Origin of the sequence: Comamonas sp. Y33R10-2 (assembly GCF_019355935.1) — a bacterium.
GTDB lineage: Bacteria > Pseudomonadota > Gammaproteobacteria > Burkholderiales > Burkholderiaceae_C > Comamonas.
In genome coordinates, this window is sequence record NZ_CP079925.1 from 3,527,794 (window position 1) to 3,550,782 (window position 22,989).

19 protein-coding genes and 1 tRNA gene are annotated in these 22,989 nt (G+C 57.0%); 11 read left to right on the forward strand and 9 right to left on the reverse strand.

The window, feature by feature from the left end:
* Window positions 1-27 precede the first annotated feature (27 nt).
* Window positions 28-1,320 (forward strand): dihydroorotase, encoded by a 1,293-nt coding sequence (locus KUF54_RS15900; RefSeq protein ID WP_219343727.1) that lies wholly within the window; start codon window positions 28-30, stop codon window positions 1,318-1,320.
* Between the two features lie 187 nt (window positions 1,321-1,507).
* Window positions 1,508-2,269 (forward strand): 1-acyl-sn-glycerol-3-phosphate acyltransferase, encoded by a 762-nt coding sequence (locus tag KUF54_RS15905; RefSeq protein WP_219343728.1) that lies wholly within the window; start codon window positions 1,508-1,510, stop codon window positions 2,267-2,269.
* Between the two features lie 61 nt (window positions 2,270-2,330).
* Here the strand turns inward: KUF54_RS15905 and KUF54_RS15910 are convergent, their stop codons facing one another.
* Window positions 2,331-3,341: a tripartite tricarboxylate transporter substrate binding protein gene (locus KUF54_RS15910; protein ID WP_219343729.1), complete on the reverse strand. Its 1,011-nt coding sequence runs from the start codon at window positions 3,339-3,341 to the stop codon at window positions 2,331-2,333.
* Window positions 3,342-3,484: 143 nt separating this feature from the next.
* On the opposite strand from KUF54_RS15910, the gene arsC reads away from it, so the two are divergent.
* The 7 genes from arsC (at window position 3,485) to KUF54_RS15945 (ending at window position 11,253) form a co-directional block, all read left to right on the forward strand.
* Window positions 3,485-3,865, forward strand: a complete 381-nt coding sequence (arsC, locus tag KUF54_RS15915) for an arsenate reductase (glutaredoxin) (protein WP_219343730.1) — start codon at window positions 3,485-3,487, stop codon at window positions 3,863-3,865.
* Between the two features lie 111 nt (window positions 3,866-3,976).
* On the forward strand, window positions 3,977-5,521 hold the full coding sequence (locus KUF54_RS15920) for a Do family serine endopeptidase (RefSeq protein WP_219343731.1): 1,545 nt from the start codon (window positions 3,977-3,979) through the stop codon (window positions 5,519-5,521).
* Between the two features lie 255 nt (window positions 5,522-5,776).
* Window positions 5,777-7,336: an ATP-binding cassette domain-containing protein gene (locus tag KUF54_RS15925; RefSeq protein WP_219343732.1), complete on the forward strand. Its 1,560-nt coding sequence runs from the start codon at window positions 5,777-5,779 to the stop codon at window positions 7,334-7,336.
* Between the two features lie 189 nt (window positions 7,337-7,525).
* Window positions 7,526-7,930 carry a hypothetical protein gene (locus KUF54_RS15930; RefSeq protein ID WP_219343733.1) on the forward strand — a complete coding sequence of 135 codons (405 nt, stop codon included), beginning with the start codon at window positions 7,526-7,528 and terminating at the stop codon, window positions 7,928-7,930.
* A 131-nt stretch (window positions 7,931-8,061) separates the two neighbouring features.
* Window positions 8,062-8,721 carry a response regulator transcription factor gene (locus KUF54_RS15935; protein ID WP_219343734.1) on the forward strand — a complete coding sequence of 220 codons (660 nt, stop codon included), beginning with the start codon at window positions 8,062-8,064 and terminating at the stop codon, window positions 8,719-8,721.
* A 6-nt stretch (window positions 8,722-8,727) separates the two neighbouring features.
* Window positions 8,728-10,101, forward strand: a complete 1,374-nt coding sequence (locus tag KUF54_RS15940; protein WP_219343735.1) for an ATP-binding protein — start codon at window positions 8,728-8,730, stop codon at window positions 10,099-10,101.
* 132 nt (window positions 10,102-10,233) lie between these two features.
* Entirely contained in the window at window positions 10,234-11,253 is a 1,020-nt protein-coding gene (locus tag KUF54_RS15945) for a sensor domain-containing diguanylate cyclase (RefSeq protein ID WP_219343736.1), read from the forward strand.
* A gap of 159 nt (window positions 11,254-11,412) precedes the next feature.
* Here the strand turns inward: KUF54_RS15945 and KUF54_RS15950 are convergent.
* The 7 genes from KUF54_RS15950 to KUF54_RS15980 all read right to left on the reverse strand — a co-directional run bounded on the left by KUF54_RS15950 (window position 11,413) and on the right by KUF54_RS15980 (window position 20,791).
* Window positions 11,413-11,487, reverse strand: a tRNA-Arg gene (locus KUF54_RS15950).
* Window positions 11,488-11,700: 213 nt separating this feature from the next.
* Complete coding sequence (locus KUF54_RS15955) at window positions 11,701-15,933, reverse strand: translocation/assembly module TamB domain-containing protein (protein ID WP_219343737.1); 4,233 nt, start codon at window positions 15,931-15,933, stop codon at window positions 11,701-11,703.
* Window positions 15,934-15,935: 2 nt separating this feature from the next.
* A complete protein-coding gene (locus tag KUF54_RS15960) occupies window positions 15,936-17,726 on the reverse strand; it encodes an autotransporter assembly complex family protein (protein WP_255576165.1) in 1,791 nt (596 codons plus the stop codon).
* A gap of 120 nt (window positions 17,727-17,846) precedes the next feature.
* Window positions 17,847-19,034, reverse strand: coding sequence for a VWA domain-containing protein (locus tag KUF54_RS15965; protein WP_219343739.1), 1,188 nt, complete (start codon window positions 19,032-19,034; stop codon window positions 17,847-17,849).
* A gap of 18 nt (window positions 19,035-19,052) precedes the next feature.
* Window positions 19,053-19,655, reverse strand: a complete 603-nt coding sequence (locus KUF54_RS15970; protein ID WP_219343740.1) for a GNAT family N-acetyltransferase — start codon at window positions 19,653-19,655, stop codon at window positions 19,053-19,055.
* A gap of 11 nt (window positions 19,656-19,666) precedes the next feature.
* Window positions 19,667-19,900 carry a hypothetical protein gene (locus tag KUF54_RS15975; protein ID WP_219343741.1) on the reverse strand — a complete coding sequence of 78 codons (234 nt, stop codon included), beginning with the start codon at window positions 19,898-19,900 and terminating at the stop codon, window positions 19,667-19,669.
* 36 nt (window positions 19,901-19,936) lie between these two features.
* Window positions 19,937-20,791 (reverse strand): MoxR family ATPase, encoded by an 855-nt coding sequence (locus KUF54_RS15980; RefSeq protein WP_219343742.1) that lies wholly within the window; start codon window positions 20,789-20,791, stop codon window positions 19,937-19,939.
* Between the two features lie 116 nt (window positions 20,792-20,907).
* On the opposite strand from KUF54_RS15980, the gene KUF54_RS15985 reads away from it, so the two are divergent.
* A complete protein-coding gene (locus KUF54_RS15985) occupies window positions 20,908-21,570 on the forward strand; it encodes a cytochrome c (protein ID WP_219343743.1) in 663 nt (220 codons plus the stop codon).
* 63 nt (window positions 21,571-21,633) lie between these two features.
* On the opposite strand, the gene KUF54_RS15990 is transcribed toward KUF54_RS15985, so the two are convergent.
* On the reverse strand, window positions 21,634-22,086 hold the full coding sequence (locus KUF54_RS15990) for a DUF1841 family protein (protein ID WP_219346438.1): 453 nt from the start codon (window positions 22,084-22,086) through the stop codon (window positions 21,634-21,636).
* 139 nt (window positions 22,087-22,225) lie between these two features.
* Between KUF54_RS15990 and KUF54_RS15995 the strand changes: the two genes are divergently transcribed.
* On the forward strand, window positions 22,226-22,861 hold the full coding sequence (locus tag KUF54_RS15995; protein ID WP_219343744.1) for a LysE family transporter: 636 nt from the start codon (window positions 22,226-22,228) through the stop codon (window positions 22,859-22,861).
* Window positions 22,862-22,989: the final 128 nt, after the last annotated feature.

A 22,989-nucleotide genomic window follows, 5' to 3' on the forward strand; every position in this document is an offset into this window, starting at 1 on the left:
CGTTAGCAGCCCATTTGGTGCCAAACCATGAAGATTTTGATTCGCAATGGCCGGGTGATGGATCCGGCAAGCGGTTTCGACCAGCAGGCCGATATCGCCATCGACGGCAGCGTGATTGCAGCCATCGGCTCCGTGCCCGACAGTTTTGTGGCCGATCGTGAAATCGACGCTGCTGGCCAGTGGGTGCTGCCCGGTCTGGTCGATCTGGCGGTGCGCCTGCGTGAGCCCGGTCATGAGCATGAAGGCATGCTGCAGTCCGAAATGGCTGCAGCCGTGGCCGGCGGCGTGACCAGCCTGGTCTGCCTGCCTGATACCGACCCCGTGCTCGACGAGCAAGGTCTGGTGGAAATGCTCAAGTTCCGCGCCGAGAAGCAGCACAAGTCCCGCCTGTTCCCCATGGGCGCGCTGACGGTGGGTCTCAAGGGCGAGACGCTGACCGAAATGGCCGAGCTGACCGAGTCCGGTTGCGTGGCTTTTGGTCAGGCCGATGTACCGCTGTCCAGCATCACCACCATGAGCCGCGCGCTGAACTATGCCAACACGTTTGGCTATTCCGTGTGGCTGCGCCCGCAAGACAAAGACTTGGGCAAGGGCGTGGCAGCTAGCGGCGCATTGGCCACCCGCATGGGTTTATCCGGCGTGCCTGTGGCGGCTGAGACGATTGCGCTGCACACCATCTTTGAGTTGATTCGCGGATCGCAAACCCGTATTCACCTGTGCCGCATCGCTAGCGCTGCTGGCGTTGAATTGGTACGCCGTGCCAAGTCTGAAGGCTTGAACGTGACGGCTGATGTGTCCATCAACTCGCTACTGCTGACCGAAAACGACATTGGTTACTTCGACAGCAATGCCCGCCTGACCCCACCGCTGCGCCAGCAGCGCGACCGCGACGCGCTGAGCGCCGCGCTGGCGGACGGCACGATTGATGCATTGGTGTCTGACCACACTCCTGTGGATGAAGACGCCAAGGTGCTGCCATTTGCGGAAGCCGAACCCGGCGCCACCGGCGTGGAGTTGCTGCTGTCGATCGCCGTGAAGTGGAGCCGCGATCACAACGTGCCTTTGGGCCGCGCGCTGCAGGCCATCACCTCGTCTCCTGTCGCAGTGCTGGGCAGCGCTTTGGGCGAACAGCAATCGCAGCTGGGCAAGTTGGTCGAGGGCGGCATTGCTGACCTGTGCATCGTGAACCCTGATGCCGAATGGACAGTCGAGTCCAAGGCGTTGGTCAGCCAAGGTAAGAGCACGCCGTTTACCGGCTACGAGCTGCCTGCACGCGTGGTAACGACGATTGTTGACGGCGCTGTTGCATATCAACGATAGGCTCCCCCTGAGCGGCTTTGCCGTTTCCCCCTCTCTCGATGCGTTGCATCGGGAGGGGGACGACACCTTCGGTGCGCGTCGGCGCTTCCTTGGTGTCTCTGACTTTGCATTGCGCCAGTCTTAGGCGCTTGCCGGTTTCAAGTTGGTGCAACTTGTGCGGGGCGAGTCGCTAAACTCTTTGAGAATCATGGCAAACGGCTTGCAAAAAATCAAAACCAGCTTGCGTGCAGTGTGGCGCGGCATGCGCCTGCTGGCCCATATGGGCAAGGGCGTGTGGATTGTGGCTTTTCGCTTTCCGCAGCTGCACCACTTACAGCAGCACGCGCTGGTGCAGGCTTGGGCTGCGACCATGCTGGTACGCGCAGGCGTGCAGCTTGAGATCAAAGGCCAGCCGCCTGCCAAGGGGCCGGTGCTCATGGTCAGCAACCATATTTCCTGGCTCGATATTCCGCTGCTGCACGCAGCGCGCCATTGCCGTTTTATTTCCAAGTCTGATGTCAAAGGCTGGCCCATCATTGGCACGCTGGCCACGGCAGCGGGCACGCTCTACATCCAGCGCAGCTCGCGCCGCGATGCCCTGCGCATGGTTTCTGCCATGCAAGAGGCTTTTCAGCGCGGTGAGATTTTGGCGGTATTTCCCGAGGGCACCACAGGCGATGGTCGCAGCCTGCTCTCGTTTCACTCCAACTTGCTTGAAGCGGCGGTGCAATGCGATGCACCAGTCCAGCCCGTGGGCCTGCGCTTTGTCGATGGCAAGACAGGCAACACCAGCTACGCTGCCACTTATGTGGGTGATGAAAGCCTGCTGGGCTCCATCTGGCGGGTGCTCAGCGCCGATCAACTGCAAGCCGTGGTGCACTATGGCGAGCTGCAAAAAGCCCAAGGCCGTGACCGCCGCAACTGGGCCAAGGATTTGCATGCTGAGGTTGATCAGCTGCGTAAAAACTAAGAGTGTTGTGCCAAGTAAAACGCAGCCCGAGAGCTGCGTTTTACTTGGCTGATGTGCAACCTTAGAGAGTCATCTTGCTGTCGATAATCACCTTGCGCCAGCGTGCCAAATCTTTGCTGATCAGATCGGCAAACACCTTGGGCGTGCTGGGCATGGGTTGAGCGCCTTCACTTTGCAGGCGTTCCAGAATGGCTGGGCTTTTTAGTGATGCATTGATCTGGCTGTTGATCTTAGCCACCACATCGGCAGGCATATTGGCTGGGCCAACAACGCCATACCATTGGTCCGCTTCAAATCCGGGCAGGCCGGCTTCAGCCACCGTGGGCACATTGGGCAGCGCAGCAACACGCTGAGGAGATGACACGGCAATGGCTTTGATCTGCCCGGCACGAATTTGCGCCAGCACGGCAGGAATCCCCGTAAACAAAGCCTGTACTTGGCCTGCAACCAGATCATTGACGGCAGGGGCTGTGCCTTTATAGGGTACATGCTGCATTTTTAGGTCAGCTTGCAGGCTCAGGTAGGCCATGGTCATATGCGCGGCACTGCCGTTACCGCCCGAGCTGAAATTCACCGCGCCGGGGTTGGCTTTGACGTAGCCGATGAACGATGCCAGATCCGTAACCAGCAGCGAGGGGTGAACCACCAGCACATTGGGCACACGCGCTACCCAAGCCAGCGGGGTGAAGCTTTTGATGGGATCGTAGGGCAGCTTAGGGTAAAGCGTGGGGGTGATTGCAAGTGTGCCGACATGCCCCATCAGCAGGGTATAGCCATCTGCAGTGGCCTTGGCTACGCGATCGGCTCCAATGCTGCCGCCTGCACCGGCCACATTTTCTGGCACCACGCTTTGGCCCCAGGCCGTGGTCAGTTCATGGCCGATGGCACGGCCCAAAATGTCTGCCGAGCCTCCGGGCGTGAACGGAATGACCATGCGTATGGACTTGCTAGGGTATTTCGAATTTTGTGCCAGCGCTGCGCCAGACAGTCCGCTCAAACCAAGGGCTGCAGCCCATTGGCCCATTTGGCGACGGCTCAGAGTCATTTGATCAAGCTCGTTGAAAGTTGTCATGTTGTCTCCTTATTGTGTTTTTAGGCATTTTTTTCAGTCTATGACAATCGCTGTAATCATGGCTCAGACCTGATTGGTATAGCAGCTATGCAGTCCTGCTCACGCAGCTTATGCCTTTGCTAAGGCTGGCCTAAACTTCAGCCATGACTACACACATTGACGCCCCTGTGAATCGCCCTGACATCACCATCTTTCACAACAACCGCTGCAGCAATTCACGTGGCGCGCTGGCGCTACTGCGCGAGCATGGCATTGAGCCCAATATCGTGGACTACATTGCCACGCCGCTTACAGCCCCTGAGTTGTCTGAACTGGTGGCGCATTTATCCGTGCCTGTACGTGATTTGCTGCGCAGCAAAGAAGCGCAGTTCAAAGAGCTGGGCTTGGATAACCCAGCTGTTAGCGATGTGCAGCTCATTCAAGCAGTGGCCGCGCACCCGGCGCTGCTCAATCGCCCGATTGTGGTGACGCCTAAAGGCGCCAAACTCTGCCGTCCGCCTGAATTGGTGCTTGAGCTGATCTGAATTTTTCGCTTTGTGCAGGGCGTTATTTCAACGCCCTAAGTTTGGCCTAAGTCTGCACGTTCAAACTTCTCTTCAACAAGCACCGATACGGTGTTTTTTGAAAGGATTGTTATGAACAAGATTCTCTCCACTCCTCGTCGTTTGGTCATGGCTTTGGTTGCAGCGGGTGCCATTGGAGCACTGGGCGCGACCGGTGCAGGTCTGGTGGGCACGCGCAGCCCCGTACAAGCGCAAGTTTCACCGTCTAATCAGGCGATAGTCCAGAATCTACCTGCAGTTGGTGCTCCTAATTTTGCAGATATCACCGCACGCAATGGCGCAGCAGTGGTCAATATCAGCGTGGTGGGTTCCTCTCGTTCTATGGGTGCAGATGAGGGCGATCAGACCAGTGAGCGTCAGCAACACGGTCAAGATCAGGGCCAGGGCATCAGCCCCGATGACCCCTTCTTTGAATTCTTCCGTCAGTTTGGCATGCCCGGCATCCCTGGCTCTCGCGGTATGGGTCCGCGCGCCCAACAGCCGGATACCCCCATGCGCGGCGAAGGCTCAGGTTTTATCGTCTCTAGCGATGGCGTGATTTTGACCAATGCCCACGTGGTGCATGGCGCCAAAGAGGTCACGGTCAAACTCAACGACAGGCGCGAATACAGCGCCAAGGTGCTGGGCGCTGATACGAAGACGGATGTGGCAGTGCTCAAGATTGAGGCCTCGGGCCTGCCTGTAGTCAAACTGGGCCAAACCAGCCAGCTGCGCGTTGGGGATTGGGTGCTGGCCATTGGCTCGCCCTTCGGCTTTGAAAACAGCGTGACGGCCGGTGTAGTCAGCGCCAAGGGCCGCTCGCTGCCTGATGATTCTTTTGTGCCTTTCCTGCAGACAGATGTGGCCATTAATCCCGGTAACTCGGGTGGCCCGCTGTTCAATGCACAAGGTGAGGTGGTGGGCATCAATAGCCAAATTTACACACGCTCTGGCGGCTATCAAGGGGTGGCGTTTGCCATTCCGATTGAGCTGGCAACCCGCGTGCAGCAGCAAATTCAAACCACAGGCAAGGCACAGCACGCCAAGCTGGGTGTGAGCGTGCAAGAGGTCAATCAGGCCTTTGCCGACTCTTTCAAACTCGATAAGCCCGAAGGCGCCTTGGTTGCCAGTGTTGAAAAAAATGGCCCAGCTGCCAAGGCAGGGCTGGAGCCCGGCGATGTGGTGCGCAAGGTGGATGACAAGCCCATCGTTGCATCGGGCGACTTGCCGGCCCTGATTGGGCAGGCGTTGCCCGGCCAGAAGGTGATGCTGGAGGTCTGGCGCAAAGGTGAGTCCAAGACACTGAGCGCCACCTTGGGTGATGCAGGTGAGAAGCTCGCTAAGACGGCCAAAGCTTCTGCTGATGAAGGCCAAGGCAAGCTGGGTCTGGCTTTGCGCCCCTTGCAGCCTGAGGAGAAAAAGCAGATCGGTGTCGATGCCGGTTTGCTGGTGGCTCAAGCCAGTGGTCCGGCTGCTGCGGCTGGCATTACCGAAGGTGATGTGCTGCTGTCCATCAACGGTGTGACTGCTGGCGATGTGGATGCAGTACGTGCGGCGGTAGCCAAAGCCGACAAGACTGTGGCGGTGCTGATCTGGCGAGACGGCAACAAGATTTTTGTGCCTGTGCGACTGGGTTAAGTCACTTAAGTGAATGGCTTGGCGTGAAAGCAGCAGCCCTGAGCTGCTGCTTTTGCAGATGGCTTTTCTTGACTTAAGACAAGACCTGGTTGAAACGCCGCCGAATTGAAGGCTTCTTCTATCCGATTGCAGCGATTAAGAAAAAAACGAATCACCCAGCATGTAACGTTCGGGGCTTCGGCCTTTCGCATCCATTCGTCTGATGCAAGGCCTTTGAAGACGGCCCTCGGTGAAGGTGCTGCGAGGGAGACTTCTTTGGATCAGCAACATAGCCTGCAGGCTCAAGGCTTGGGGGCTTCTTATGGCCCGCGCGTTATCTTGGCCGAGGTGGACTTTGTGCTGCCAAAGCATGGCGTGACCGCATTGCTTGGACCGGCTGGCACGGGTAAGTCCACGTTGCTGCGTACTTTGGCTGGGCTGAATGCGGCCAACCCCCGATTTCGCTGCTGGGGGCAACTGTCTTATGCCCAGCAAGCACTGAATATCCCGCCAGTTGCGGGTGGCGCGCAGGTTTTGCCGCGACTGGTGCAGCAGCATGCCCGCCTGATGCGCGCCAACACACTAGATGCGCTGATTGAGATGGCAAGGCGGACTGAGCACCGATCCCCGCTGCAGTGGCGCAACTGGGTAACTGAGCAACTGCAAAGCTATGGGTTTGCCGAGCTGGCGCAGGTTCTGGATAAGCCAACCATCCAGCTCAGCCGCGTGCAACAACGCGCTGTGACCATTTTGCGTGAAGCATGGGCCAAGCCTGCGCTACTGATGGTGGATGAGCCCACGGCGGACTTGGATGGCTACGAGGCTTTTTTGCTGCTGGATGTGCTCAAACAGATTGGTCTGCACAGCAGCGTGCTGCTTGTCACGCACCAGCAGCAGCATGCTCAAGCGGCAGCGCAGCACATGCTGCTGCTCGCTGGTGGCTGCATTCAAGAGGCAGGCAGCATGGCCGACTTTATGCATCGCCCCAGCAGCGCAGCGGGCCTGCAATTTTTGCGCAGCGGCAGTTGCGCCGTACCCATGCCGGGAACGCCTTTGCAAGAACTGGCTGACGATGTTTTTCCGCCACCTCCTTTGCCTGCGGCGGCGTTGGCTGCCATTGCTGAGTTTGCGCAGCAGCCGGTTGCCGCAGTGACTGAGCTTGTTGCGTTGGCTGATGCCGTGCTCGAATCAGAGTCCGAGCGCGAAGCTGAGCCTGTGCTCACGAAGCCGGCGCAGCCTGAATTACCTGTTGCAAAAGTTGCAGTTGCAGCATCAGCTGCCGCCTATCAGCCGCGCCCGATCAACTCCGCCGTGCTAATGGAGATGCAGCCGCTGGTCGCTGCTCAAAATGCGGTTGCAGCCAGTCGTGGGCCCAATGGTTTTGCTTGGCTAGTACCGGGTCGCTTGGCTGGCACGCCATGGCCGGGCGTGGTGCATGACATGGACGCCGACCTTAAAGCGCTAAGCCGCTGCGGGGTCACCATGCTCATCACGTTGACGGAAAAAGACTTTCCGCAAGAGCCTTTGGTGCGTCATGGGCTTAAGAATTTTCACTTACCGGTCTATGACCATGAGCCGCCAACTGTCGCTCAGATACAGATGCTGCTGGCACGAATGTCAGCGGCTATGCGCCGCGGTGAAGTGTTGGCCGTGCACTGCCTGGCAGGCCTTGGACGTACCGGAACCGTGCTGGCAGCATGGCTGGTGCGCGAAGGCTTAACCGGCGAAGAGGCGCTGCGCCGAGTGCGCTTGATTGACGGGAAATACGTTCAGTCACAGGCGCAGGAAGCGCTGCTTTATGAATACGAAAATGCATTGCTGCTGAAGATGGGCTGATGCTCTAAGTGCCGCGAACAACCCCCTTGAGATGTCGTTGCTACGCCTTGTCGTATGCATGTACTGCCTGCGACTTAACGCCTCGTCTCAAACGCAAACCTTTGGTTGGCTGGGCGGTGTTAGCGGCTCTAAGCGCTTTGGCGTAGCTTACTTTGGCGTTGTTAAATTGAAATGAAAGAAGTGAGAAAAATGAGTTTGGATGCTGTTTTGGCGCAGGCCGTGGCCTCTGTTCCTGAATGTTTGGCTGCGGGCTATGTGGATGCTGCCTCGGGCATGCTGCTGTCGATTCGTACCGTGGATTCCCACCCACGTGAAGTGATTGATCTGGTGGCGGCTGCCACAGGTGATTTGTTCAATGGTCCCAACGTGTCCCTGATCGAATCCATGTTCAAGCGCTCGCGCGGCATTAGTGATGATGGCCACCACTACTTTCAAGAAATCATCATCAACAGTGACAACCTGATTCACGTCTTTTTGCGCAGCAAGAATGTGAGCGACTATGTGGCAGTGTTTGTTTGCCGTCGCACGGCTAATCTGGGTATGGCGCTGACCAAGGCGCGCATGGCCATGCCTGCGATTGAGGCTGCTGTATAACTGCAGTCTCCCCCTGAGGCACTTGCTGTCTTGCTTGCTGTCTCTTGGCTTGAGGGCACGTCAGTTTTTACTGCGTGCCCTTTGTTTTTGCTTGATTGCATTTGGCTCTGTCGCGACGCTATCCTTGCACCATGCGTTTACTGCTTGTTGAAGATGACTCCATGATTGGTCAAGCCGTGTTTAGCTTGCTGCGCGGTGATGGCTATGTGGTGGACTGGGTGCAAGATGGCGCTCAGGCGGATACCGCCTTGCGTGATCACCAATACGATTTGGTGCTGCTCGATCTTGGTTTGCCCAAGATGGATGGCTTGCAGGTTCTGCGTCAACTGCGTGCTCGCAAAGATGCAACGCCGGTACTGGTGGCGACGGCTCGTGATGCTGTGCGCGATCGGATTGCCGGCCTAGATGCAGGAGCCGATGATTACGTCATCAAACCTTATGACATGGACGAGCTGTTGGCCCGCATTCGAGCGCTGACGCGCCGCGCTGCGGGTTACTTAGATGCTGTCTATGAGCACGCAGGTGTCATGCTCAATCCCAATACCCGCGAGTCCAGTGTGAGTGCTCAGGCTGTCACGCTTTCGGGGCGGGAATGGGCGGTGTTGCAGGCTTTGCTGGCAAGGCCGGGCAGCACCTTGTCGCGTCAACAGCTGGAGGACAAACTCTACGGCTGGGGCGATGAAGTCAGCAGCAATGCGGTCGAGGTTTACATCCACGGCCTGCGAAAAAAACTGGGGGCAGCCGCCGTGTTGAATGTGCGCGGCCTTGGCTATATGGTGCCAAAGCCATGAAAAATTATGAGTAAAAGCATCTCAAAATCTCAATGGAGCTTGCCCAGCTCTTTGGGCGCCAGGCTGTTGCTTTTCATTGGCATTGCCATTGCACTCGTGGCGGTGCTGCAGGGCACGCTGGCCTATCGCAATGCGCTGGAGCAGACCGATACGCTGTTCGACTATCAGATGCAGCAAACCGCTTTTGCCCTGCGCGCTGGCTTGCCGGTCGATGCGAAGGGGCGTGCGCAAGGCACGCCGCCTGAAGATGAAAACAACGAATTCATTGTGCAGGTCTGGACCAATGAGGGTTTGAGAATTTTTGAATCCGCGCTGGGTGATGCGCTGCCGCAGATGGCGGTGCTGGGCTTTGCCGACGTACCGGCTCGGGATACGACTTATAGAGTGTTTTCACTGCAAACGCGCTCACAAGTGATTCAGATTGCGCAGGATATGCGTGTGCGCCAGCTGTTAGCGCGTGATGCTGCTTGGCGTAGCTTGTTGCCGGTGGTGTTGCTTTTGCCCCTGCTGGCGCTGGCTGTGTGGTGGGTTATTCGCCAGTCGCTAGCACCCGTGCAGCGTGTGCGCCATGAACTGGCTGGACGCAAGCCTCATGATTTGGCCCCTGTTGCCATGCACGGCTTGCCCGATGAAATGCAGCCGTTGGTGCAAGAATTCAATAACTTGCTGCAACGTGCGCAGCAGGCGCTTGAGGCGCAGCAGAACTTTGTGGCGGATGCCGCTCATGAGTTGCGCTCGCCTTTGGCGGCTTTGCAGTTGCAACTTCAAGCACTGCAAAAAGCGCCTGATGAAGCTGGGCGAGAGAGTGCTCAAGCGCAGCTGGCAGCAGGTATTGAGCGTGCCAAGCGATTGGTGGAGCAATTACTGGCGCTGGCCAGGCAAGAGGCAGCTCAGTCATCTTCTGCAGATGGCGCTGAGTTGGCTAATTTGCAAGCGCTGGTTGCGCAGGCGTTAGCCGATGCCGCGCCCGCAGCGCAAGCCAAAGGTTTAGATATGGGCTTGAGCGAAGACCCGTTGCTGCAAGCCGCATTTAGCGTATCTGCGGATTCACAGGCATTGGCTGTGCTGCTGCGCAATCTGCTAGATAACGCCATTAAATACGTACCTAAAGGCGGTAGGGTCGATGTGGGCTGGTTGCAGGATAGCAGTGGCCGCGCACTGGTGGTTGAAGACTCGGGGCCTGGTATACCTGTTGCCGAGCGTCAGCGTGTGTTGCAGCGTTTTGTGCGGGGAGTGGATGCAGGCGGTATGGCGGGTGGCAGCGGGCTGGGCCTAGCTATTGCTCAAAGTATTGCGCAGGGCTGCGGAGCGCAAATTTTGCTGGATGAATCCCCTGTATTGGGAGGGTTGCGCGTCAAAATTTGTTGGACTACGGCCTAGTCCGACAAGCGAATGTATGAAATTGAAAGATATTACATCTTGAGATGAAATGCCTCGTGGTGGGTCCGCTCAAGCAAGTTCATCCATTTCTACATCACCTATTTTGATTCTGACTGTATTAGAGGTCGTACGATGACATCGATTGTTCAGCGTCTTTCCCAAACCGTGACAGTTGCGCAGACTCTTTCTGAATTCACGCGGCCGCTGCTTGAGATCATTATCGACGTCACGGATCTAGAGTCGGCTTACCTCACCACCGTGGATGAGGCACGAGGAGTGCAAAGTGTTCTGTACTCCCTCAACAGCGCAGCAATGAACATCCCAGAAGGGCTGGACGTTCCTTGGTCAGACACCTTGTGCAAGCGCGCTTTGGAAGAGGGGCGCATCTTTACCGAGAATGTGCCCGAGTGCTGGAATGATTCTGAGGCTGCGCGAGCGTTGAACATAAAGACCTATGCGAGCACGCCAGTGCGCTTTGCCAATGGCAAACTCTATGGCACGTTGTGCGCTACGAGTAGCAAATCTCAGTCGATAAGTGACGAGGCTGCAGATGTGTTGCAGCTATTTTCAAAAATCATTGCTGGCTTTGTCGAGCGTGAGCAGTTGGTCAAATCGCTGCAGCGTGCCAATGAGGAGTTGGCATCGCTGGCCATGCTGGATGCTTTGACGGGCCTGCCCAATCGACGTTGCGTGACTGAAGAACTTAACCGGGTCATCTCTCACTGCCGGCGCACGCGTGAGTGGGTGCTGGTGGGTTTTATCGATCTTGATGACTTTAAGCAGATCAATGACCAGTTTGGCCATGAAGCCGGTGATGCGCTGATGCGTATTTTGGCGGAGCAACTGAGCAAAACCTTGCGCGGCCGTGACATGCTGGCGCGCTTTGGCGGAGATGAGTTCGTCATGGTTGGCGCGGGTCCCCTTTTGCAAGAAGATGGCGACCCCGTGCTTACAGATTTGCAAAACCGTCTCTCGCTCGCCTCGGTTGCGAGCGTCGTGTTGGCTGACGGTCGCAAGATTGACTACGCCGGCGCGAGTGTCGGCATGGTCTGCCTGATGCCGGACGAAACGGACGTGGGCGACGCTTTGCAAAAAGCTGATGCGGCTATGTACAAGGTCAAGGCTTCACGCAAACCGCAGGAAGTGGCCTAGACATGAAGTTCTCCTTCTGGGGGGGGGGGGGGGGGGGGGGGGGGGGGGGGGGGTGAGAATGGATCGAACATCACGTTGTGACAACCCATTGCCTTCAAGAAAATCTCAATAACCTCTAATCCAGGCAATAAAAAAGCACCTTAAAAGGTGCTTTTTTATTGGTATCCCGAAGTGGAATCGAACCACTATTTATTTCTTAGGAGGAAATTGTTCTATCCATTGAACTACCGGGACATCTATTAGTACCTGTAAGCACCGTTAGGGCTGCAAACAGAGTGCAATCTAGCCTGAATTCTACCCTGCGTTGCAGTGCTTCTGGATGCTTGGCAAAGCACAGCTCGATCAGGTCACCACTCCAGCGGTACTAGCCCGTAATGTGTGGCGATAGATGTATTAAAAATGATAGCTTTAAGTCTTTATAGATCAATGGCTATAGGCTAATTTGGCTTAATCTTTGCGTAGGGTGTAGACGATATCCATCGCGCTGGTCATGCCCGTCTGGGCTCGCAGGGTGACGCTGCGCGACAGGTCGTAGAAGATATAGATGATGCCCATGGCCCCTGACAGGCTCTGCTCATAGGTCAGGTACAGCTTGTCTGACAGGCGCTTGCCCATGGTCAGCGCAGCGCCTGATGCATTGCTGCCATCGCCGCCGCCTTTGAAGCCGACTTCATCAAGTCCTAGATTGCCAGCAATCTTGCTGCTGGAACTATTGCCACCGGCCAGCAAAGCCATAGCGGCTTGTTGCAGCAGGGCGCTGCTGGCACCACCAGTGGCAGGATCGCGGCCCATGACGACCCAAGAGAGTTTTTCTGCATCGGGCAAATCAGGGTCTGAGTACAGCAGCACGCGGGGCGCGCTGGCGGTGCCCAGCACCTGTACACCGGCCTTGACGGCGATGTTGGGGCGCAGGGCCAGAATGTCCAGCGATGGGTTGTTGTAGGGGCCGTTGAAGCGGATCAGTCCATTTTCTACATTCAGGGACTGGCCCCATGCACGGTAGCGGCCTTGTTCAGTGCGAATTTCTCCGGTCACGCTTGGCGGGCCACCCACATAGCTAGCGCCTTTAACCTCCAACTCACCGCGCAGACGGGTGCTGATGCCAAAGCCCTGCAGCGCAAAGTCGCGCCCCATGTTGAGCTTGACGAGTATGTCCGGCACTTTGCGCGGTGTGGCACGGGCCTGTTCTTTGCGGGCTTCGCGCTCGCTGCGCAAACGTTCTTCCTCTTCGGCTTTGCGCGATGCGGCGGAGCGCACGACTACGTCTTTATCGAGCGAGGGCGCAGACTCCTCGGGCAAGATGATGGAGGCGCGATCAACCGTGAGATCGCCGCGCAGCGTGAACTGGCCTTGCTCCAACTTGGCTAGTAAATCTCCAGAGACACTTACTTGTCGGTCTGCGCGCACCAGCACTTGCAGCTTGCTGGCCTTGGCCTGCAAGTTCATGCTCAAACCCGATTCGCTGTTTTTCCCGGCCGGCGTGAACTCGGCGTAGCCTGTACCCACTAACGTGCCGCCATCTTCAGGGGCGCTGGTCAGATTGCCGCTGTAGCCCAAAATGCGAGATTGGCTGCCCTTGCCGCCTTTGAAGCGCAGATCGCTAATGTCAAAGCGCGTGCCTTGCAGCTTGGCATGCATCAGGCCGTCGCGCAGATCGATCCCATCGAGCAATGACTGAATGCTCAAGGTATCGGCTTTGATATTGCCTTGCCACTGCGGATCTTGCACAGTGCCGCTGATAGTGGCATCCGCCGCCAGCGTGCCCTGAATGCGCCAGCCTGGCGGTGCAAACAAGGCCAAGATGCCAATGTCCGGCATGTTGGCGCGCAACTGACCGGTAAGAGCTGACGTGCCGGGCAACGCCCAGCCGCCTTGCTGGTAGCTGAGTTGGGTGCGTAAATCGGCATTGATGGTGCCTGCGCGTTCGCTGTCCCACAGTAGCTTGGCAGTGACTTGACTGCCTTGCGCCTGCACATTGAGGCTCACGTCTTTGATGCGCGCGCGCATGCCCGCGCCGCTGATCTTGCGGGTGCGTGTGCTGCCCGCACGAGTAGCGGTGGGGCCGGTGGTCTGAACGACAGTGGTGCCAGATCCATCGTCCACTGCCAGCCTCAGATCGCCTGCGGCGCGCTCTACCGTGATGTCGGCTTTGAGGTTTTTACCTAATGTGTCCAGATTCCAGCGTCCGTTAAAACTCAGGTCGCCAGACAAGCCAGCGGCTTCAAGTGGCGGATCATCGTCACCCATGCTGAACGCGTCTACCCAGGCTAAGGGAATGCCAAGCGCTCGACCTGCACTGCGCACACCCCATGCGCCGCTTGCGGTGCGAGTGATGGAGCTTTCGTCCCATGCCAGTTGCGCAGGGCTTAATGCTTCGGTGCTGGTGCGGCGCATCTCCAGCTTGGGCGGTGTAATTTGCAGCTTGCCAGCGCTGAACTGGTAGACGGTATTGAGTACGGTGTTGCCACTGGTGCGCTGCGTGATTTGCACTGGCGCGCCGGGTTGCAGTTGCACGGCCCACGGGCCGGGCTTGGCGCTGCCGGGTTTGAGCTGTGCTTGCAGCGTTTGAAGGCTGGCTTGCCAGTCCAGCGGGGCCATATCTTTGCCCGTTGCTAGGCCGGCTTGCACAGCGGTGTTGATCTGCACGCTTTTGCCTGCTTGTTGCGCTTGCGCAATGAGGTCAATTTTTGCGTTCTCAGGGCTACCGTTAAGAGCCAGTTGAAGGGCAGGAATAACAAGGGCCTGATCGGCGGCAGTGCCGGCTGCTTGGTAGCGAATTTTGTCGCCTTGCAGCTTTGCCTGCACTTGCAAGCCGCTGGCTACGATTGGACTGCCATGGGCGGCATTGAGGCGATTGAGCAGGTTTTGCCAGCCGCCTTGCAGCGCCAATTGCAGCTGGGCAGAACCGTCGAGTTTTGCACCCGCCAGCGGGTCTTTGATACCCGGCAGTTTGCGCAGCCACTGCGATACGCTGGACAAAGATGACAGCTGCAGCTGGCTTTGCACCTTGCCGCTGGTGGGCGCCATCTGCCCATCCAAACTCAGTTGTGCACCGGGGATAGATGCTTTGAGCTGCGCTTTTGCTTGCTGAGATTCGGTGTTGAACTCAATGCTCTGAGCATTCACCTTGGCCTGTAGCGCATCTAGTTCTAGTGTTTTCAACTGCAGCAGGGGGGCTTGCCACTGGCCGTTGGCGGCCAGAGTCTGAATGCGAAGTGCTTTGCCTGTCGGCTTGCCTGCGGCATGCAGGTCCATGGAGAAAGCAACGGCTGGTGCGGCTTGCGTTGCCTCTTGATCAGCGGGGTTGAGGGGGACTGGCAGCGTCAATGTCTCGGCTTGCAGCGAGCCGTTGAGCGGTGCGGCTTCTAGGTTGCTGAGGATGTCTGCGGGGTTGAGCTGGGTGACTTGCAGCTTGCCGTCGAACATTTGGCCCACAGGTATGTAGCGACCTGTCAGGTTGACTTGACCTTTGCCAATGCCGATCTGACCTTCATCAACGAGCCACTGACCACCGTCAAAGTTCAGCTTGGCCTGCAATTGCTGAAGTGGCAGGCGCTGTTTGTCCCAAGGGCCGGGCAGGGCGTTGGTAATTGCAGTGCTCAGAACCCAGGTCTGCTGGGTGTGATCGCTGCGCTGTGGCAGCTGATTTGCCGCACTGGCAGAGTCTGCCGTCAGTACCGGGCCGGGGCCTGCCGTCAGCTCGCCTGATAGCGAAGTGCGCGGGCCTTGAGGCAAGAAGGCGGCAATGTCTAGATTCTTGAGAAATGCCTTGGCAGACATAATAGGCTGTGTCTTCCACGGCGCAATACTGGCTTCAATATCGGCCAGCATGGCTTGCGCCTCAAGCGCTGGCTGCTCCTGTTTTTTAACCTCTGCCTCAGCGTGAGCGGTGATTTTGAGCTTTGCGGCTTCAGTCGCCAGCGTGCCATCAATCTGTGCATTGGCCAGCACATCGATCAGCGATGGGGCAGCGCTGCCTTGCTTGGCTTCAAGCGGGTTAGGCGTTTGAAGTTTTCCTTGCAACTCAATTTTGGTTTGCATGGGCGCCGCACCTTGAATGCGCGCCAGCATTTGGTAGTGGCCATCAGCCACTTGCAGCGTGTCAATTTTCAGCTCGTGGTGGCTGCCGGTGTATTGATAGTTGCCGCTCAGGTTCTGAACGATGGTCTCTGGCGGTCCTTGCCAGATGATGTTGTCGACCTTGAACGGCAGCTCAATCTTGACTGGCAGCGTCAGCGATTGCAGGGGCTCGCTGGGCTTTTTCTCGGGATCAGGCGTGCTGGCAATGCGCAGCTGGGCGATATGCACTTCGCCCAACTTCAGTGAGCGCGAAAAAATCAGTGGCCTGAACTGCCAGCCGATTTTGGCGTCATTCACTTCGACCTTCATGGTTGGGCTTTGCCATTGCAGCCAGCCGATATGCCCACCATTTTTGACGCTACCCGTGACCTCTTTGGCGACCAGTGTCTGGTTGGCCGGCAACCAACCTGCCACGCGCTGCAAAGTGTGGTGAAGGGAGTCGTCTTTGCCAATCCACCACAGCAGGCTGCCTATCGCCAAAATCACGGTGAGCAGTGCTGCTGCAAATGTCCAGCCTAAGGCGCGTAGCCAGCGGCGTCGCTTGGCAGGAGCCGGCGTGGCGGGGGCTTGGGTAGGAGGGGAGTTGTCTTGTTCTGCCATGCTTAAAACGTGAAGCCAAGGCGCAGGTGTAGGCGCAATTGTTGTGTCTGGGCGCCCCAAGCGATATCTGCTTGAATAGGGCCGACTGGACTTTTCCAGCGCATGCCGGTGCCCACGCCTACGCGTGTGTAGAGGCGGTTAATTTCATCGCCCACAGTACCTGCATCAATGAAGACCGTGTGTTCAAAATCTTGCGTGTTGCCTTTGATGGTGATGGGGCGCTGCCACTCCACACTGCCCATGGCCATATAGCGCCCTGCAATGACGCGGCTGTTATCGGTGCGCGCGCCAATGGATTGATAGCCGTAGCCGCGCACCGTGTTGTCGCCGCCGGTCAAAAACATGATGGTGGTGGGCAAGTCCACGTCGCTCTTGGCCAGCACGGCGCCCACGCCCGCCTTGAGTTGCAGGCGGCTGCGGCGACGCGTTTCCTCATCGCGCTCGCCCATCGGTATCAGGCTGAGCCAGCGCCCAGTGATGCGGCCAAAAGGCGAGCGTTGCGGGGTCAGCGTAGTGCCGGCTCCTAGCTCTGTGGCCAGCCCAAAGCCCGATGTGGGCAGCAAGTTGTTGTCAAAGTAGCGCGCCGTCCAGCCAAAGTTGGCCAGCAAAGATGAAGCGCCCGGCGGTGCGCCATCGCCCATTGTTTTGGCGTAGTCGTACTGCAGGTAAAGATTGCGTTCAATGCGGTCTTCTGCCTTGTTGCGGCCAAAGCGCAGTTGCGCGCTGTTGGTGTTGAAGTCACCCGCAGGTGCGCGCTCGAGCTTGCCGCTGGCAAACCAGCGCCACAGGTCTTCACCTGGCAAACCCATCAGCTGGGTTGAGATTAGAGGATTTTTTTTGTCGATCTGCAGCTTGCTCACGGCACGCCAGTCCAGATAGGGCACCTTGTTGTAAATGTGATCGATAGACAGGCGCGGCCCGGTGTCAGTGCTGACGCCCACACCAAACACCCATTTTTGTAGCTTGGCCTCGCGCACTTTGGCAATCACGGGTGAGGTGATATCTGCACTTTGCTGCTTGCGCTGCTCGTCGCTCTGCGCTGGTGTGGCGCTTGGCTTTGGAGAGTCCGCAAGGCTGAGAAAGACAGAGTCGTAGTAGCCGCTGCTCACTAGTCGCTGCTGCGCATCAATCATGCTTTGTTGGTTGTATTCCTCGCCCTCAGGCAGGCGCGCAATGCGGGCGGTGCGCACAGGGTCGTAGCGCTGGGAGCCTTCAATTTGCAGCGGCCCAAAAGTATAAGCAGGGCCGGGGTCGTAGGTGACGTTGACTTGCGCCTTGCTGGTGTCGGCATCCACGTCGGCCAAGCTGCTGTCTATGCGCGCCAGCGGGTAGCGGCGTTTTTGCAGCTCTTTAAGGCCGCCACTCTTAGCGCTACTCCAGGCGGATTGCGAGAACTGCTCGCCTGCTTGCAGCGGCCAAGTTTCTTCAATTTGCAGGCGCTGTGAGCGGCCCATATCGTCACTGGCGTTCATGCCAGTAAAGCGCACTTCAGACTTTTCAATCACGGTGGGCGGACCGGGCTCTACCTTGACCAGTACTTTGCGCGGTGTTTCTTCATCTGGGGTGTCGCTGAGCTCCACGGTGACGGTGGGGCTGAAATAGCCCAGCGTACCAATGAGCTCGCGCACATTGGCATCGGTTGAACCGAGCAAGCGCGTCAGCTCGCGGCGCTGCAGATCGGGCTGATGGCGAAAGCGCTTAAGTTCGAGGTGCTGCTCTAACAGGGCGCGAACTTCTTTAGGGGCATCGACTTCTAAGGAGAACGCAGGCGGGCCACTGGTGTCTATGCCCATGGCTTCTATTTCTGAGTCTTTGGAGGGCAGTAGGCTGCAGCCGCTGAGTATTAAGGCGGCTCCCAAAAGCAAAGCCGGCTTCAGGGCCGGCTTTTTGTTAAGCAATGTCTGGAGCATTACTTATTTTGACAGCATACGCATGGCATCTTCGAGGCCCTTGAGTGACAAAGGGTACATACGGTCACCCATGAGTTGCTGAATGATGCTGATGCTTTGGCGGTATTGCCAAACGCCTTGTGGCTCGGGGTTGATCCATGCAAAGTGCGGGAAGGCATTGGTCAGGCGCTGCAGCCATTCGGCACCGGCTTCCTCATTCATGTACTCAACGGATCCGCCCGGTTGCAGGATTTCGTACGGGCTCATGGTCGCATCGCCTACAAAGATGAGTTTGTAGTCCTTGTTGTATTTGCGGATGATGTCCCACGTTGCAAACTTCTCGGCAAAACGGCGATGGTTGTTTTTCCACATGTAGTCATAGACGCAGTTGTGGAAGTAATAAAACTCAAGGTGCTTGAGTTCGCCTTTGACGGCAGAGAACAGCTCTTCAACCTTTTGTACATGCTCATCCATGGTGCCGCCCACATCCATGAGCAGCAGCACTTTCACATTGTTATGCCGCTCGGGAATCATCTTGATATCCAGATACCCCGCATTGGCCGCAGTGGCACGAATGGTGTCTGGCAAGTCCAGCTCCAACTCACTGCCTTGACGCGCGAATTTGCGCAGGCGGCGCAGCGCTACTTTGATGTTGCGTGTGCCCAGTTCCTGCGTATCGTCATAGTCGCGGTAAGCGCGCTGCTCCCATACTTTGACGGCGCTCTTGTTGCGACCCGGCCCACCAATGCGTATGCCTGCGGGGTTGTAGCCGCCATGGCCAAAGGGGCTGGTGCCGCCCGTGCCAATCCATTTGTTGCCGCCTTCGTGGCGCTCTTTTTGTTCTTCAAGGCGCTTTTTCAGCGTCTCCATCAGCTCGTCCCAGCCCATTGCCTCAATCTTGGCTTTGTCCTCGGGGCTGAGTTCACGCTCCAGCAGTTTTTGCAGCCAGTCCTGCGGGATTTCTTTAGTCAAATCGGCCAGCATTTCCACGCCCTTGAAATAGGCGGAAAATGCACGGTCGTACTTGTCGAAATGCTTTTCGTCCTTGACCAAAATGGTGCGGCCAAGGTGATAGAAATCATCCAGACTCCAGCGGTCTTCGCTCTTGGGTCCGATGATGCCGGCATCCAGTGCTTCGAGCAGCGCCAGAAATTCTTTGACTGAGACTGGCAGCTTGGCGGTGCGCAGGGTGTAAAAAAAATCGATCAGCATGAAATATGCCTCAAGTCCTTATTCTGTCTTGACATGTTGCTCTAAAAGATAGAGCAACTGTGTGCGCACTTCTGGCCATTCGCCGCTGCGCAAGCTGTACATCACGGTGTCGCGAATCGTGCCATCGCGGCGCAGCGCGTGGCCGCGAATCACGCCATCTTTTTTAGCGCCTAGGCGCTCAATAGCGCGCTGGCTGGCGAAGTTGAAATTGTCCGTGCGCCAGCCCACGACATGGCAGGCTAGCGTGCCAAAGGCATGGGCCAGCAGCAATAGCTTGGCCGAGGTGTTGACGTGGGTTCGCTGCACGCTTTTGGCGTACCAGGTATAGCCAATTTCTACGCGGCCAATGGCGGGAACGATGTCGTGGTAACTGGTGGTGCCTAGTACTTTGCCGGTGGCATCATCAAGCACAGCAAAAGCAAAACGGTGACCTTGCTCGCGGCCCTGCAGCGCAGCTTCAATGTAGCTGCGCACCTCTTGCGGCTCGGGTACGGAGGTCACTCGAATCTTCCACAACTCGCCGTCTGTGGCTGCGGCGATCAGGCCTGCCTCATGGCTCAAAGCCAGTGGCTCTAGCCGAACGCCACGGTCGCGTAGGGTGACGGGTTCAACAAAGCTCATGATTGGCTCGCTCAAACAGTTTTGCTTTTGGGTTCGCGTTTGTTGCGCCATAGTCGGGCCAGTTTCAGGCCCAGCCCGCCGCCCAGACCAACGAGGACAATTGCCACAATGCTGCCCGCCCCGTAGCCAGTGGCAAACAAATCAAGGCCGAGCACATGCCCAACGCCCCAGCCCAGCAAAGCGCCGCCGACAAAACCGATGGCGTCAGAGCTGCCTTCTATTAAGAGTTTTTGGGGTGTGCTCATGATCTGTCTCCTTGATTTTTTGTAGGTTCAGTCTGTTTAGCGATTGCGCTGATTCATAAAGACCAGCTTCTCGAACAAGCTCATGTCTTGTTCATTTTTCAGCAGCGCCCCCACCATGGGCGGAACGCTCACCTTACCGTCTGCGGTCTGCAAAGCGGAAGCGGGAATCTCCTCAGCCACCAACAGCTTGAGCCAGTCGATCAACTCAGAGGTAGAGGGCTTCTTCTTCAGTCCGGGCAGATTGCGCACGTCGTAGAAAACCTTCATCGCAGCTGCCAGCAACTCGCCTTGCAACTTGGGGAAGTGAACGTCCACGATCTGGCGCATGGTGTCCGCATCTGGGAACTTGATGTAGTGAAAGAAGCAGCGGCGCAAGAAGGCATCTGGCAGCTCTTTTTCGTTGTTCGAGGTGATGAACACCAAAGGCCTGTGCTTGGCACGAATCATCTCGCGCGTTTCGTAGCAATAAAACTCCATGCGGTCGATTTCACGCAGCAAGTCGTTGGGGAACTCGATATCGGCTTTGTCGATTTCATCAATCAGCAGCACCACAGGTTCATCGGCGGTGAAGGCTTGCCACAGCACGCCTTTGACGATGTAGTTGTGAATGTTTTTGACGCGCTCGCCGCCTTCGATATCGGCCAGCTGACTATCGCGCAGGCGGCTGACGGCATCGTATTCATACAGTCCTTGCTGGGCCTTGGTAGTGGACTTGATGTGCCACTGCAGCAGCGGCATTTTTAGCGCCTCGGCCACTTCTTCAGCCAGCATGGTCTTGCCAGTGCCTGGCTCCCCCTTGATGAGCAGCGGGCGCTGCAAAGTTGCAGCGGCGTTGACGGCCAGCATCAGATCTTGTGTGGCAACGTATTTGTCGGAACCTTGAAACTTCATGGGCGGTATCAGCGTAAGTATTGATAAGCGTGGCAAATTCTCACTGCCATAATCGTTTGCACTGCAGCAAGGCTTTTGAGCACCCGTCTGAACTCTTGAAGGATTGTGCGCGAAAAATGATAAAAAATTGGACCACGGTAATGGCCGTCGTTGTCGCCTCAGTGACCGGCATGGCAAATGCAGAGGCTGTTAAAGGTGACGCCAAGGCCGGCGAAGGCAAGATCGCCATGTGCATCGGCTGCCACGGTATTTCCGGCTATCAGGCGAGCTTTCCTGAGGTGTACAAAGTTCCCATGATTGGTGGGCAAAACGAGGCATACATCGTCTCGGCCCTGAACGCTTATAAAAAAGGCGAGCGCAAGCATCCGAGCATGCGCGGCATTGCAGACCCGTTAACTGATCAAGATATTGCTGATGTGGCGGCTTTCTATGCGGGACACGGTAAAGCCAAAGAAGGCAAACCTAAAGAAGCCAATGCCGCAGTGACTGCGTTGCTGCAAAAAGGCGCATGCTTTTCTTGTCACGGTGATGGCTTTGCTAAGCCCATTGACCCCAGCTACCCCAAAGTGGCGGGTCAGTATGCGGACTATGTCTTTCGCGCCCTGCAGTCGTACAAAGTTGAAAACAACCCACATATAGGCCGCAGCAATGGGGTGATGGCAGGTATTACCAAGCAATTCAAAAACGATGAGTTGCAGCAGCTGGCCAAATACATTGGCAGCTTAGATAGTGAGCTGCAGGTGGTGACGCAGCCGCACTTCCGTTTTGGGCAGAAGTAAATTTTTCTTCTGCATAGAAAAAGCCCGTGAAAACGGGCTTTTGTTTTTGGTGAAAGCGACGGCTTAGTTGGCGCTCTTGAAACTGCCGTCAGTAGTGGCTAGGCGCTGCACGCCAGCCACATAGGCTTCGCCGTCGGGCTGGCGGCCTGAGCGCTGGCTTTCCCAAAGCATTTGGCCTAGGCATTCCATGGTCGCATGGTGGGCGTCATGCAAATCACGCTTGCGCGTTAGCAGCTCTACAGCCTGTCGAATTCCACGCGGTGAATCCACGCTGCACTGCTCGCTGATGGATAGGTGCATGGACAGGTGCAAAAACGGGTTGGTGCGCTCGGGCTCGGCGTCGTAGTTGCGCGCAAGGGCTGCATCTACGTCGGAGAGTTCGTCGAAGTATTCAGGATGCTCGGCAATCCACAGGCTGGCCAGCGTCTCTATGGCCTCCATAGGGCCACCGTTGATCATCTTGGCGCGGACACCGCAAAAAAATCGCCGTACGTCGGCTTGACTGGGGTTGAACATGATGGCGCGCAGCGTATCACGGCTGCTTCGAGCTGGCAGGGCTGTGGTTTTGCTTATTTCGATCAATGAAGGGTGAGTCTGAAAATGCACAGCGCAGCTTTTAAGATAGCGCCTTTGCAGCTTGGTATTTGGGACGGGTATGGATTTGCACACGTGGTTCGCGTTTTTTGTGGCGGCTTGGATCATTGCCGTGTCGCCGGGTTCGGGGGCGGTGCTGTCCATGAGTCATGGCCTGTCTTACGGTGTGCGCAAGACCAGCGCCACCATCATGGGGCTGCAACTGGGCTTGCTGCTCATCATGTTGATAGCAGGGGCGGGCGTGGGCTCGCTGCTGATGGCGTCTGAATGGGCATTCAATGCCGTCAAGGTTGTGGGCGCTTGCTACCTGATTTATCTGGGTATCAGCCAGTGGCGATCGAGCGGATCGCCATTGGCAGCGCAAGACGCCATGCCTGAGGTCAGCTTCAAAAAGCGCGTGCTGACGGGCTTTTTTACCAATGCCACCAACCCCAAGGGCATCATCTTTATGGTGGCGGTGCTGCCCCAGTTCATGACCACCAGCCGCCCCTTGGCGCCGCAACTAGCTATTTTGGCCGTCACCATGCTGGCCGTCGATAGCATCGTCATGCATAGCTACGCATTGGGTGCCAGTACCTTGCGCGGCTTGATGCGCAGCGCGCGAGCTATGCGTAACCAAAATCGCATTTTTGGCGGCTTGTTGATGGCCGTGGGCGCAGGCTTGTTTTTTGTGCAGCGCTCTAACGAAGCGGGGTGATCGAAGCTCGATTGCTTCTAAAACAATAGCTGAAAGTCATTGTGAAAATTGGACTTGAGGCGGTTTTTGCTTTAACTTCAGGGTAAGCCCCTTGTCCCGCGCCAGACATGGCACAGGGCAGGGGGCTT

Bases quoted from the DNA above. Each gene is read 5' to 3' on its own strand.
- KUF54_RS15900 (WP_219343727.1), top strand. From the start codon at position 28: ATGAAGATTTTGATTCGCAATGGCCGGGTGATGGATCCGGCAAGCGGT.
- KUF54_RS15905 (WP_219343728.1), top strand. From the start codon at position 1,508: ATGGCAAACGGCTTGCAAAAAATCAAAACCAGCTTGCGTGCAGTGTGG.
- KUF54_RS15910 (WP_219343729.1), bottom strand. From the start codon at position 3,341: ATGACAACTTTCAACGAGCTTGATCAAATGACTCTGAGCCGTCGCCAA.
- arsC (WP_219343730.1), top strand. From the start codon at position 3,485: ATGACTACACACATTGACGCCCCTGTGAATCGCCCTGACATCACCATC.
- KUF54_RS15920 (WP_219343731.1), top strand. From the start codon at position 3,977: ATGAACAAGATTCTCTCCACTCCTCGTCGTTTGGTCATGGCTTTGGTT.
- KUF54_RS15930 (WP_219343733.1), top strand. From the start codon at position 7,526: ATGAGTTTGGATGCTGTTTTGGCGCAGGCCGTGGCCTCTGTTCCTGAA.
- KUF54_RS15935 (WP_219343734.1), top strand. From the start codon at position 8,062: ATGCGTTTACTGCTTGTTGAAGATGACTCCATGATTGGTCAAGCCGTG.
- KUF54_RS15940 (WP_219343735.1), top strand. From the start codon at position 8,728: ATGAGTAAAAGCATCTCAAAATCTCAATGGAGCTTGCCCAGCTCTTTG.
- KUF54_RS15945 (WP_219343736.1), top strand. From the start codon at position 10,234: ATGACATCGATTGTTCAGCGTCTTTCCCAAACCGTGACAGTTGCGCAG.
- KUF54_RS15955 (WP_219343737.1), bottom strand. From the start codon at position 15,933: ATGGCAGAACAAGACAACTCCCCTCCTACCCAAGCCCCCGCCACGCCG.
- KUF54_RS15960 (WP_255576165.1), bottom strand. From the start codon at position 17,726: ATGGGCATAGACACCAGTGGCCCGCCTGCGTTCTCCTTAGAAGTCGAT.
- KUF54_RS15965 (WP_219343739.1), bottom strand. From the start codon at position 19,034: ATGCTGATCGATTTTTTTTACACCCTGCGCACCGCCAAGCTGCCAGTC.
- KUF54_RS15970 (WP_219343740.1), bottom strand. From the start codon at position 19,655: ATGAGCTTTGTTGAACCCGTCACCCTACGCGACCGTGGCGTTCGGCTA.
- KUF54_RS15975 (WP_219343741.1), bottom strand. From the start codon at position 19,900: ATGAGCACACCCCAAAAACTCTTAATAGAAGGCAGCTCTGACGCCATC.
- KUF54_RS15980 (WP_219343742.1), bottom strand. From the start codon at position 20,791: ATGAAGTTTCAAGGTTCCGACAAATACGTTGCCACACAAGATCTGATG.
- KUF54_RS15985 (WP_219343743.1), top strand. From the start codon at position 20,908: ATGATAAAAAATTGGACCACGGTAATGGCCGTCGTTGTCGCCTCAGTG.
- KUF54_RS15990 (WP_219346438.1), bottom strand. From the start codon at position 22,086: ATGTTCAACCCCAGTCAAGCCGACGTACGGCGATTTTTTTGCGGTGTC.
- KUF54_RS15995 (WP_219343744.1), top strand. From the start codon at position 22,226: ATGGATTTGCACACGTGGTTCGCGTTTTTTGTGGCGGCTTGGATCATT.